12 protein-coding genes and 2 tRNA genes are annotated in these 11,681 nt (G+C 29.8%); 11 read left to right on the forward strand and 3 right to left on the reverse strand.

Features of this window, described 5'->3' with window-relative positions:
• Window positions 1-501: 501 nt before the first annotated feature.
• From LBD57_RS01625 to rpsI, 11 genes are all read left to right on the forward strand, one after another.
• A complete protein-coding gene (locus LBD57_RS01625; RefSeq protein ID WP_373469602.1) occupies window positions 502-1,044 on the forward strand; it encodes a glycine cleavage system protein R in 543 nt (180 codons plus the stop codon).
• A gap of 11 nt (window positions 1,045-1,055) precedes the next feature.
• Window positions 1,056-1,553 carry a peptide deformylase gene (def, locus tag LBD57_RS01630; RefSeq protein ID WP_373469603.1) on the forward strand — a complete coding sequence of 166 codons (498 nt, stop codon included), beginning with the start codon at window positions 1,056-1,058 and terminating at the stop codon, window positions 1,551-1,553.
• A gap of 1 nt (window position 1,554) precedes the next feature.
• Window positions 1,555-1,627, forward strand: a tRNA-Arg gene (locus tag LBD57_RS01635).
• Between the two features lie 457 nt (window positions 1,628-2,084).
• Complete coding sequence (locus LBD57_RS01640; RefSeq protein ID WP_373469604.1) at window positions 2,085-2,966, forward strand: radical SAM protein; 882 nt, start codon at window positions 2,085-2,087, stop codon at window positions 2,964-2,966.
• Window positions 2,967-3,016: 50 nt separating this feature from the next.
• Entirely contained in the window at window positions 3,017-4,252 is a 1,236-nt protein-coding gene (locus LBD57_RS01645) for a M16 family metallopeptidase (protein WP_373469605.1), read from the forward strand.
• A 24-nt stretch (window positions 4,253-4,276) separates the two neighbouring features.
• Entirely contained in the window at window positions 4,277-5,494 is a 1,218-nt protein-coding gene (locus tag LBD57_RS01650; RefSeq protein ID WP_373469606.1) for a M16 family metallopeptidase, read from the forward strand.
• A gap of 42 nt (window positions 5,495-5,536) precedes the next feature.
• Window positions 5,537-6,982, forward strand: a complete 1,446-nt coding sequence (locus tag LBD57_RS01655) for a CCA tRNA nucleotidyltransferase (RefSeq protein WP_373469607.1) — start codon at window positions 5,537-5,539, stop codon at window positions 6,980-6,982.
• Between the two features lie 22 nt (window positions 6,983-7,004).
• Window positions 7,005-7,075: transfer RNA gene (locus LBD57_RS01660), tRNA-Gly, on the forward strand.
• 26 nt (window positions 7,076-7,101) lie between these two features.
• A complete protein-coding gene (locus tag LBD57_RS01665) occupies window positions 7,102-7,251 on the forward strand; it encodes a DUF5679 domain-containing protein (RefSeq protein WP_373469608.1) in 150 nt (49 codons plus the stop codon).
• A gap of 241 nt (window positions 7,252-7,492) precedes the next feature.
• Complete coding sequence (gene rplM, locus LBD57_RS01670; RefSeq protein WP_373469609.1) at window positions 7,493-7,924, forward strand: 50S ribosomal protein L13; 432 nt, start codon at window positions 7,493-7,495, stop codon at window positions 7,922-7,924.
• A 12-nt stretch (window positions 7,925-7,936) separates the two neighbouring features.
• The gene (gene rpsI / locus LBD57_RS01675) at window positions 7,937-8,332 is read left to right on the forward strand and encodes a 30S ribosomal protein S9 (RefSeq protein ID WP_373469610.1); all 396 of its coding nucleotides are present in this window, start codon (window positions 7,937-7,939) and stop codon (window positions 8,330-8,332) included.
• 45 nt (window positions 8,333-8,377) lie between these two features.
• Here the strand turns inward: rpsI and LBD57_RS01680 are convergent, their stop codons facing one another.
• The 3 genes from LBD57_RS01680 to LBD57_RS01690 form a co-directional block, all read right to left on the reverse strand.
• Entirely contained in the window at window positions 8,378-9,073 is a 696-nt protein-coding gene (locus LBD57_RS01680) for an RNase H family protein (protein WP_373469611.1), read from the reverse strand.
• A gap of 274 nt (window positions 9,074-9,347) precedes the next feature.
• On the reverse strand, window positions 9,348-10,349 hold the full coding sequence (locus tag LBD57_RS01685) for a virulence RhuM family protein (RefSeq protein ID WP_373469612.1): 1,002 nt from the start codon (window positions 10,347-10,349) through the stop codon (window positions 9,348-9,350).
• A 93-nt stretch (window positions 10,350-10,442) separates the two neighbouring features.
• A complete protein-coding gene (locus LBD57_RS01690; RefSeq protein ID WP_373469613.1) occupies window positions 10,443-11,609 on the reverse strand; it encodes a DNA recombination protein RmuC in 1,167 nt (388 codons plus the stop codon).
• Window positions 11,610-11,681 lie beyond the last annotated feature (72 nt).

Here is an 11,681-nt window from a genome sequence, read left to right on the forward strand (position 1 = left end):
TAAATGGCATACAGGATAAACATATCCTTGTAACTAACAAATATTTAGATGATATAAAAGAATTTAAGGATAAAAGTGACTTTTTAAAAATGTTTCCTAAATCGTATTTGAATGATATTAAGTTAATTGTAAAATCAGTGTAACATATATGAACTTACATTTTTTGAGAAAACTGTATAGTTTTTTTGTTAGTAAGAAAAAAATGTATAATAGGTATAACACAGATGTCATTAAAGAATAAATAGGCTTGTAAAAGATATGAGAAAATTGTCAGTAGGAACGTAATCGCTTAAAGGTTGTTGTTTAAGACATGGTATTTGACGATAAAGAAAGAAGAGATAGTGTGTACATGGTAAGTCAGAGTACACATTAGATTTCCTAAATAATAAAGTAAAAAACGCATTTTGATGAAACTAGCAATGATGACGATACGTGCAGGAGAGGCACGAAGGAGAAGGACATATGATAGAGTTTTCAAAGAAATTCTAAAAAGGAATAAAAATGTCAAAATATATTTCTTTGACTGCTATAGGGAAAGATAAGTTTGGTATTGTAAGTGTAATTGCAGAAGTTCTTTATAAAGAAAAATGCAATATTGAAGAGTCTACAATGACTATTCTTCATGGACAATTTGCCATGATATTAATAATTAGACTACACTCTAATACTTATACAAAGACACTTTTAAATAAACTTAAAAAAAACTCTCAATCATTTCCTATATCTCTTTTTTATACAGATATTGATTCTTATAGACCGAAAAAACAGGTGCCGAGAAATCCTTTTATAATTTCTGTTTACGGCTTAGACAAAACAGGAATAGTATACAGTATAACTAAGTATTTAGCATGTAATAAAATAAATATTACTGATGTTCAAACAACTTTATCTAAACATGAGGGTAAAAATACCTACATTATGGTTATAGAGTCTGATTTTCCTGCAAACATTTCAAAAGAAGAAATTTCTCAAGGTCTTTTTGATTTAGCAGAGTCTCTAAATGTTACAATATCTATAAATCAAGCAGAATCGTCAGATATATAGATGGTCAATAAATGAAAATTTTCCCCATTATTACTATCCCAAACCCAATACTTAAACAGTCATCTTTTCATGTGCAAGAAATTACTAAAGAGACAAAAGATTTAATCGAAAATCTCAAAGCAACTTTGCATGCTCATCCTAGATGTGTTGGAATAGCTGCTGTCCAAGTAGGAATATTGCAGCGCATTATTATTGTAGATGTTGCGCAGAGTTTAAAAGAGCATAGAAATAATGGACTTTTAGTAATGATAAATCCCGATATAAAATATTGTTCAGGTGAAATAAGTTCAAGAGAAGGGTGTTTAAGCGTTCCTAATTTTGTTGGTAATGTTGTAAGAAAGAAGAAAATTGAAGTCGAATATTTAAATATTAATGGGGATAAACAAGAACTAAAAACTAGCGGTTTTGAAGCTATAGTTATTCAGCATGAAATAGACCATTTGAATGGGAAAGTTTTTTTAGATAGGGTAATATCATTAAATACTGATGTGTTTAGAAGGGAGAATTAGAGCGCCTATAGCTTAATTGGATAGAGCGTTGGCCTCCGGAGCCAATTATTCCGGTTCAAGTCCGGATAGGCGCATAAGGGTCTGTCTAAAAAAATCTTAACGCAATATACAATAATTACATAGTTTACTCCCTCTTACTTTTTTGTATATAGGCTTTACATTTTATAGATTCTATTTTTACAAATCGTAGACTATAATGCTATGCTTTGTAAAAAAGGATGTTTTTTTGTGAAAACGAAAATGTTATTTTGGTTGGTGAATAGAAAATGTATGTGATGCGCTGAAAGTGCGGTGAGAGGTTGTTGTATCAAGTGCGTGACAAACTGGCAAAACAAGTTTTAGATAGTAAAATAACCGCTTGACCAAGAAAAGATATCTTGATGCATTTCAAAAGGTTTTGTGAGAATATAATAAAAATAAAGTTCCATATTAAGTGTAGTGTGCTTTATACAGATGTTGACACATTGTCTGTTAAGGAGTCTTAGTCCAGCAATGTGGTCAGAATAAGGCATATGTCTAAATTAAAAAAACATGGTTGATTTTAAAGAAAATATAGATAAACTCTATTCTATGATGGACAACTGTAATATATGTCCAAGAAAATGCGGTGTAAACAGAAATAAAGGGCAACAAGGACTTTGTAAAACTGGAAACAAAATATTTGTTGCAAGTATTAATGTGCATACCGGGGAAGAATCTCCAATAAGCGCGAGCAATGGGTCAGGAACAATATTTTTTTCTAATTGTACTCTTAACTGTGTTTTTTGCCAAAACTACCCTATAAGCCAACTTGGGAATGGCAAAGAAATAAGGTTGGATAGTTTGGTAGGGAGCATCTTAGATCTTCAAAAACGTGGTGTACACAATATAAATTTTGTTACACCAAGTCACTATAGCGCACAAATAGCAAAAGCTGTATATATTGCTAAACAAAGAGGTCTTGTTATCCCAATTGTTTATAATTGTAGTGGTTATGAAAATGTTGAAACTTTACAACTTTTAGAAGGTATAGTTGATATATACTTACCAGATATAAAATATGCATCCGATGAAATTGCTTTTAAATACTCTAAAGTTAAAAATTATGTTCAGGCAAACCAAATAGCATTAAAAGAGATGAAAAGACAAGTTGGAGATTTAACTGTTGATCAAAATGGAGTGGCAAAGAAGGGCATTATTGTAAGGCATTTAGTTTTGCCTGGAAATATAAATAACACTAAGAATGCTCTAAAGTTTATATCAGAAGAATTATCTATAAACACATATGTGAGTTTAATGTCACAGTACCATCCAGCTTATAAATCAAATGAGTTTAAGGAATTGTCACATTCATTGTCTTTGCAAGAGTACAATGAAGCAGTTGATTATCTTGAAATATTAAAATTAAGAAATGGTTGGATTCAAAACCTATAGGGTTTTTAGAGTAATACATAGATTTAATTATAACCTGAGGAGTAAAAATTGTGAAATACGAAAATGGACTCACATCTCTTTTATTGCATAACGAAAATAGCCTCTGTGCGTCAATTATTGTTTTTGTTCAGGTAGGCTCTATAGATGAAAACCCTTCTCAAGCGGGACTTTCTCATTTTTTGGAGCATTTGATGTTTAAAGGCAGTAAAAATTATCCGGGTGATTTGATGTCTAGAAATGTTGAAAATATGGGTGGTTATATAAATGCTGCTACAGCAAACGAATTTACAATGTATTATATAAACATACAAAGAAATGGTGTCCAAGAAAGCATAAAGATGCTTGCTGATACCATGGCAAATCCACTTTTCCCTTTAGAAGAAATTAATATGGAAAGAAAAGTTGTTATAGAAGAAATTCAACGACATCTTGACAATCCAGGAGCTGTTCTTAGTGATAAGTTTTACGAAACTCTTTATACACAAAGCAACTTAAAAAATAGAATACTAGGAACAACAGATATTATTGCAAATATTTCGCGAGAAGAAATATGCGATTATTACAGAACACATTATATACCTGCAAAGATGTTTGTTGTTGTTGCAGGTAATTTTGATAAGACAAAAGTAGAAAAACTTATAAGTGAAACTTTTGGTAAATTCCCCATGCATTTTATGCCAAAAGAAATTGCCTGTTTGGAAAATATTCGTGTTAGTAAAAGTATAGTTGAGTACGGCAAAGTAGAAGTTGGTTATATGTATAGCGGATTTTTGGTAGAAGATATAAAAGAGGATAGTATTTATGTTGCGGATTTAGCTACAAACATTTTAGGCGGAGGGAAAACTTCTAGATTATACAAATCTCTTTATGAAGATAAACATCTTGTGTATAACATAGATTGTTCTTTCTCTACGCATAAGGGCACGTGCAATGTATGGATTGCGGCTGTTTTTGATGCTAAAAATATTAATGGCCTAAAAGAAGAGATTGAAAACCAAATAGAAGACATTATTGCCAATGGTGTTACGTTTGAAGAATTAAATAGAGCGAAGCTTTCAAAACAAACTTCTTGGTATTTTTCTTTAGAAACACCTTTTGGTGTGGCAGAAACTTATGGTTATTGGTATTTAATGAATAAAAAAGAATTTATAGACGATTATATAAACAAAATAGAATCTGTAACGGTTGATGATATTAAGCATTTTTTTGAAAAATTTTATTCTAACAAAACATTTTGTGATGTAGCATTGTTACCTATAAACAATAATGGATTTATAATAAAATAGAAACAAAAAACTGGGAGATAGTTGATGGAAAGCTTTACACTTAAAAATAATATTAAAGTTATTTTCAATAAAACAAATGGAGTTGAAGTTGTTGCCATAAGAGTTTTAACTCCTGTTTCTGTTATAGTAGAAAATTCGCAAAATGCCGGTATATCTTATCTTACTTCAAGACTTATGACTCACTCTACAAAAAAGTATTCTTCAAAAGATCTTGCAAAAGTTGTAGAAGATATTGGGGCAGAACTTGTAGGGTACACAGATTATGATCTTGCAGAAATAAGTATGTCTTGTCTTAGTAGATATTTTGATAAGGCTACAGAAGTTCTTTCAAATGTAATTTTAAACCCTAGCTTTGATGAAAAAGAGTTGATTTTTGAGAAACAGAACATAATAGCGTATCTTGATTCTAGGAAGGATAGCATAGGTAGTACTGCTTTAGATAATTTTACTAAAGAATTCTATGGAGATGTTTCATATTCTAATCCTGTTTTAGGTTCTAAAGAAACAATTTTAGAAATTACCAAAAATGATGTAATACAGTGGCATAAATATTCTTATAATGCTTCAAATATTTTAATTTCAGTTGCAGGCAATATAGATGAAAATATCGTAAAAGAGTTTTTAGAAAAAAATTTTGCTATAATACCAATTGGTCTAAAGTTCAAAAAACCTATTTCAATCTTAACTCATCCGGAAAATAAAATAAAAGAAATACAAAGCAAATTTAGCCAAGCTTATATCTATATGGGATTTTCTGCGCCCTCTTTAAATGATAAAAGACGAGTCCCGATTGAAGTTATAAGTGTAATCCTTGGTTCAAGAATGACAAGTAGATTGTTTGTTGAATTAAGAGAAAAGTTAGGTCTTGCATATGAAGTAAATGCTACATACCCATTAAGAATAAGAGAAAGTTTTTTTGCAATTTATATAGGCCTTGATAAAAAAAATATAGACTTAACTTTAAAAAAGATTGATGAAATTTTGAAAGATTTTTGTACAGTAAAAATTTCTAACCAAGAATTGGAAGATACAAAAAGGTATATGAAAGGCATATATTCTATAAGCAATCTTACTGTAAGAGAACAGTCTTTTTATTATGGGTGGCTTGAACTTATTGGCAAAGGTGTTGGTTACAAAGAAAAATATTTAAAAGAAATAGATAGCGTTACACCAGAAATTTTGATAGATGTAGCAAATAGTGTATTTTCTAAAAAATCTGTTACCATTATTATAGGGGTTTAGACGGATCCTATAGATTCAAAATAAAAAAAGTGATGGTTTTAATTGAACAAATTTATAGAAAAAATTAAAGAATTATCGCACGGCTACGAGGTTTACTTAGTAGGCGGTTTTGTTAGAGATTTATTTTTAAAACGTCAAAATGAAGATATAGATTTAGTTATAAACAAAGAATCTTTTAAGTATTCTAAAAAATTGGCAAAGGCTTTTAAAGCAAAACTTATAACTTTAGACGAAAAGACAAAAACTTACAGAATAATTCTAAAAGATGGCAAAATTAGATATATAGACATATCTGAGTTTCGTGCAAATACAGTAAAAGAAGATTTACAAGCTAGAGATTTTACAATTAATGCAATAGCTTTTAATGTAAAAAACTTTGCTAATTTTAAGCATCATATAATTTTGCCAAAAAAGAATACTTTAAAAGACTTAAAAACAAAAACGTTAAATACAGTTTCCTCTAAATCTTTTAAGATTGATCCCTTGAGAATGTTGAGAGGGTTTCGTTTTATGGCAGAGCATGGTTTTAAACTTTCAAAAATTTCTTTAAAGCAAATAAAAAGCAATTCAAAACTTATAAGGGATGTAGCGAAAGAAAGAATAAAAAATGAATTTTCAAGAATAATGGCTGCAAACAATGCATCAAAAGTATTAAAAATAATGGATAAAGCGGGCCTTCTCGGTACAGTTTTTCCTGAAAGTGTTAAAATGAAAAAATCTTCAAAAAAGCACTATTATCATAAAGGTGGACTATTTGAACATTCTTTTAAAACTTTTGAATCTGCAGAGAACATTTTGAATAATTTAAAGATGTACTTTCCTGAAAATTATATTGATTTACAAAAACATTTTGAAGCTGATTCTTTTTTTTCGGAAAATGTTACAAGAAAAGGTCTAATAAAATTTGCAGCTTTATTTCACGATAATGCAAAACCAGAGACGATATCTTTTCAAAATGGCAAAATGCATTTTTTTGGTCATGAAGAAAAGGGCTCTCAAAAGATAAAAGAGATAATGTCAATTTTAAAATTTAGTAAGAAAGATATAGAATTTTCATCATTTTTAGTTAAGCATCATATGAGATTGTCAACTTTGACAAGGAATAATGTAGTAACCAAAAAAGCGGCTTTAAAGCTTTTTAGAGACATGGGAGACTCTATTTTAGATTTAATTGTTATCTCTATGGCTGACTGGAATTCATATAAAAGTTTAAAATTTTTTTCAAAAGGAGAGTTAAGTCTTCAAGAAAAATCTTTAAGGGAACTTGTAAAGTACTATTATGATTTAAAGAATGCTAAACCTTTAGAAAAAATTATTGATGGCAATATAATAATGAAAGAATTTTCTTTAAAGCCAGGCCCAATAATTGGTCAACTTTTAAAAAATGTGTTAGTAGCACAAGAAGAAGGAAGAGTGTCAAATGTGAAAGAAGCCTTAGAAATTATTTCTTTAAAATTGACACGAATTAAAAAAAAGTATAAAATCTGACGGCATATTTAGTATTTACTTTGCGGGCGTAGTCTAGTGGTAAAACCCAAGCTTCCCAAGCTTGAGATGTGGGTTCGATTCCCATCGCCCGCTTTTATAACGTATAAAGAGGAGCTATTATGGCAGAAGCAAGATGTATGAAATGTAAAAAACAAGTAGAAGTTAAAGACCCTCAGGATGTAGTAATGAAAAATGGTATGAAAGCTATTTCCGGATTATGCCCTCATTGTTCAACAAAAGTTTTTAAGATTGTGGGTAAAAATAAATAGCATTTATTTTATTAGATTAATACATTATTTTGTATTTTTTAACATAAAAGTTGTTGCTTTTTTGTTATTAAAATATTATAATAAATAAATTGTTATGTTAACGTAGTAATTTTAGTTGCCCCTACTAAGTATACTATGTTAAAGAGAGTATGTAACATATAGCAAAAGAGCTATTCTATTGCTATGTTATGTGTTTTGTGTTGTATTTTAAAGAAATAACTATAGGACAAGGTTTTAATATATGAATAAAAAGACTTACTTACCCAAGCAAGATACAATTGAAAGAAAGTGGCATTTAATAGATGCAAGTGGAAAGGTTTTAGGAAGACTTGCTGTAGAAGTAGCTGTTATTTTAAGAGGCAAAGGGAAAGCTTTTTATACTAACCATATAGATTGTGGAGACTTTGTTGTTGTTACAAATGCAAGTAAAATAGTTCTTACAGGAAAAAAGCTTGATCAAAAAACATATTTTACATTTTCTGGGTATCCGGGTGGAGCCAAATTTACGCCTTATTCTGTTTTAATGGCAGAAAATCCACAAAAAGCCTTACTTGCTGCTGTTAAGGGAATGTTGCCAAAAAATAAGATTGCTGATAGACAAATAACAAGACTTAAAGTTTTTAAAGATGATAAACATAATCACAGTGCGCAATTGGCAGCTTCTGTAAAGTAAAGAGGAGAAAAAATGAGTAATATTTCTTATTTGAGTACGGGACGCAGAAAAAATGCAATTGCCAGAGTCAAAGTTTCAAATGGTAATGGGAAAATTATTATTAATAATAAGTCGATAGATGAATATTTTTTGGGTTTAGATAGATTAAAAAAATTAGCTTTAAAACCTATGACTATTTGGGATGGTGTTAAAAGTTATGATTTTTTTATAAATGTTTGTGGTGGTGGAGTAAGCGGACAAGCAGGTGCTGTAAGTCATAGTTTGGCAAGGGCAATTTTAGAGCTTAATGAGTCGTCAAAATCTGCTCTTAGAAAAGAAGATCTTTTAACTAGAGATTCTAGAATGGTTGAACGAAAAAAGCCAGGAAGGCCAAAAGCAAGGAAACGTTTCCAATTCTCAAAACGTTAATGTTGTTGTATTATATATAAATTTAAACAAGTTGCTGACAAAATGTCAGCAACTTGTTTTTTTATAAATTGCTGCTTTTTTTGCAAGTATATCAGCCTTATTGTTTTTAATATTGCCCGTGTGACTTTTTATATGTCGCCATTGAATCTCTGTTGAAGTATTTCTTATAAAATCCACATATTCTAGTGAAAGTTCATTTTTTGCTTTCCATTTGCCTGTAGCAAAACTTTCTATTCCCTGATAGTCGTAATTTATTCTTATTTTGTCTATATTATTTTGTTTACACCATTTTAGTGTTTCTATTACAGACTTAAGTTCTCCTCCGAATTGCCTAAACTCCGTATTGTCAATAGTTCCAGAAAGCTCCACTTGTATATTATCGCCTAAATAAATGATAGATGCATAACCTGTTGTTCCGTTAGTATATGAACCATCAACAAAAGCTTCGTAGATACCACTTTGACTATCATAAGTTTCAAAGCCATTTAGTTTATTCCATGTAGAATCAATAGCTAAGTCTATTGCAGGATTTGATATTTGTTTTTTTAAAGAGTAAACTTGTTTTGTAGGCTTATAGTATAAAAATAGTTTGCCTTTAAATATACCTTTTTGATGAATGTCAAGCTTTAGAAGGTAATCTTTAAAGGAAGTGTTATCAAAAGAAATATTTATATTTTTAGCTTCAAGTGCTTGTTTTAGTTCTAAAGCTTTATTATTGAGCTCATTTCTACACATTGTCATATTAAATATATCTCCGAATATTATGCGTTATGTGCCGTCTAAATCTTTTTGATCCATTTCTGGAAAACCTTATGAGGACTCCCGATTAAAAACCCTACATTTCTTTGTGCTTACCTTTGTTCTATCTTGAATGTATCTTATTAATTGCCAATGCTGCAAAACATACCGTTAAATGTGCTTCTGGTTTGATGAAATATTAGTCTTGCCTTTAAATCCGATTTGGTCATCCTAAAGCTTCTCTTTACATTAAATAAATTGTGATACCCATCTATTATTATTTGTCTTGTTTTATTTTTATTGATAACTTTTTAATAGCACGATCAAAGTCGCTTTCTAATTTTTTCATTTCATTTTTTCTATATATATCAAATTCTTTTTCTGCTTTTTCAACGGCTTGTCTGTGAGAAACTTTTCCGGCGCTCTGCAATAATTTCTTTTTGTGATTTAATATTTGGGTATCCAACGCATTTATCCAATCTTTCATAGTCATAGGATTTTGTTCAAGTGCCTGAAATTCAGCATAATCCAAAAATTGCGATACTAATAGATTTAAGAGCTTCAGTTCCATTTCCGACAAATAATTCTTTGCAATTTTAACATCGTCTTTTGTGATATATTTGTCCTTAAAATTTGTCATTCCAACAAACAGTTTTTCGTTACCCACCCTATTGTAAATTATTTCTGCGGCTGTATTTTCACAAACGGCAAAATGTAATTTATTTTGAACTGTGGCAAAAAAAGTTTTTGTCAAATCTGTTCTCGGGTCATAATCTATTGATGTAGCATAAATATCGGTAATTTGCTGATAAAAATTCCTTTCTGAAGCACGAATATCTCTAATGCGCTGAAGCAATTCCCTAAAATAGCGATTTCCCCCCTGCTTTAATCTTTCATCATCAAGCGTAAACCCTTTTTGAATATACTCGTGCAATCTCATTGTCGCCCATTTGCGAAATCTGGTCGCTATTTGAGATTGAACACGGTAGCCTACAGCTATAATCATATCAAGATTATAATGCTCTATCTCTCTATTGACTTTCCGTTTGCCTTCCGTTTGAACTAACAAGAATTTCTTGTTAGTTGACTTTCCGTCAAGTTCTCCGTCTTTGATAATACCGTCAATATGTTGGCTTATATTTTGCTGAGTTGTATCGTAAATTTCAGCAATTTGTTTTTGAGTAAGCCAAATATCTTCATCAAAAAATCTAACAGATATGTTTGTTATTCCGTTTTCATCCTGATATAAAATAATTTTGTTGTTAGTTGTTTTATTCATTTATATTTTCAAGCTCTTCTTTTTAGTTCTAAAGCTTTAGTGTTAAGTTCGTTTTTACACATTATCATTTTCTCTGTTATTGTACTTAAAATTTTATTTTAATAGTTCTTGTGGCATATCCTTTTTTGTTGATGCACCAAGCTCTTTTAATTTTTGTACTCTATCTATAAGACTATCGCCTTTTTTATCTGAAAAAGAAAGTCTTTTTATGGATTCTTCAATTTTATTTTTTGCTTCAGATATTTTTTTATCTGCATCAAGTAAAGTTTGTGCAAATGTTACAAATTTATCGTAGAGACTTCCTCCTTGCTTAGCAATTTCAATCACGTTTTTCTTCTGATATTCTTGTCTCCATATATATTCTACAGTTTTTAATGTAGCAAGCAGTGTAGAAGGAGTTACAATTGCTATATTTTTCTTAAAAGCGTAAGAGACAAGCTCAGGCTTATCCTGTAAAGCAAGAGAAACCGCACCTTCTATTGGTACAAACATTAACACATATTCTGGTTGATTGATATCTGTTAAAGATGTGTAATCTTTTGAAGCAAGTTCATCAATATGCTTTTTTATACTTGTTGAATGCTCTTTTAAGTAAGTTTTTTTATCTAGTTCGTTTTGTGTATTATAATATTTTTCATAAGCTAAAAGAGATGTTTTTGCGTCTATAATAATATTTTTATCTTCTGGTAGTTTTACTATGTAGTCAGGTATTTTTTTGTTGTCAATATCTTTAAACTGTTTTTGAGATAAATAATTTACTCCCTCTATCATACCTACATATTCAAAAATACGTTCAAGACTTAATTCTCCCCAAATTCCTTGTAGTTTAGAGTCTCCTTTTAATGCATCCGCAAGATTGTTAGCTTCTTTACTAAGTTTGTTGTTTAGTGTTGCTAATTTTTCTAATTCCTTTTGTAAGCTAGACATTTTTTCTGCTTCATAGACTTGCAATAAGTCTACTTTGGTTTTAAATTCGTCAATTTTTATTTTAAATGGCAAGACTATAGTTTCCAAGGATAATTTGTTTAGATCTATAATTTTTGCATTTTTTTCTTCCAATACTTTTGAAGCAATGTTTTCAAAATGTGTTTTTAAAGAAGAGTTTAAATTTTCTTGATTTTTTAAAGTTTCTGTCAAGTCTTCTATTTTTTGTTTTTTTGTAGCAATATCTTTAGAAAGCGTAATATATTTTTTTATAAATAATATATTGCCAATCGCTAGTCCAAGAAAAAATAATAAAATGGATACTAGTATGTTCATAATTCCTCTATATTTATATAGGTCTCTCTAAAAAACTAATGCAGTTTTATGATGAGAGGTTCTGAAAATTTC

The organism is Candidatus Endomicrobiellum cubanum, from assembly GCF_031278955.1.
Lineage (GTDB): Bacteria > Elusimicrobiota > Endomicrobiia > Endomicrobiales > Endomicrobiaceae > Endomicrobiellum > Endomicrobiellum cubanum.

Coding starts and splice junctions, on each gene's coding strand:
- LBD57_RS01625 (WP_373469602.1), top strand. CDS start 502: ATGTCAAAATATATTTCTTTGACTGCTATAGGGAAAGATAAGTTTGGT.
- def (WP_373469603.1), top strand. CDS start 1,056: ATGAAAATTTTCCCCATTATTACTATCCCAAACCCAATACTTAAACAG.
- LBD57_RS01640 (WP_373469604.1), top strand. CDS start 2,085: ATGGTTGATTTTAAAGAAAATATAGATAAACTCTATTCTATGATGGAC.
- LBD57_RS01650 (WP_373469606.1), top strand. CDS start 4,277: ATGGAAAGCTTTACACTTAAAAATAATATTAAAGTTATTTTCAATAAA.
- LBD57_RS01665 (WP_373469608.1), top strand. CDS start 7,102: ATGGCAGAAGCAAGATGTATGAAATGTAAAAAACAAGTAGAAGTTAAA.
- rplM (WP_373469609.1), top strand. CDS start 7,493: ATGAATAAAAAGACTTACTTACCCAAGCAAGATACAATTGAAAGAAAG.
- rpsI (WP_373469610.1), top strand. CDS start 7,937: ATGAGTAATATTTCTTATTTGAGTACGGGACGCAGAAAAAATGCAATT.
- LBD57_RS01680 (WP_373469611.1), bottom strand. CDS start 9,073: ATGACAATGTGTAGAAATGAGCTCAATAATAAAGCTTTAGAACTAAAA.
- LBD57_RS01685 (WP_373469612.1), bottom strand. CDS start 10,349: ATGAATAAAACAACTAACAACAAAATTATTTTATATCAGGATGAAAAC.
- LBD57_RS01690 (WP_373469613.1), bottom strand. CDS start 11,609: ATGAACATACTAGTATCCATTTTATTATTTTTTCTTGGACTAGCGATT.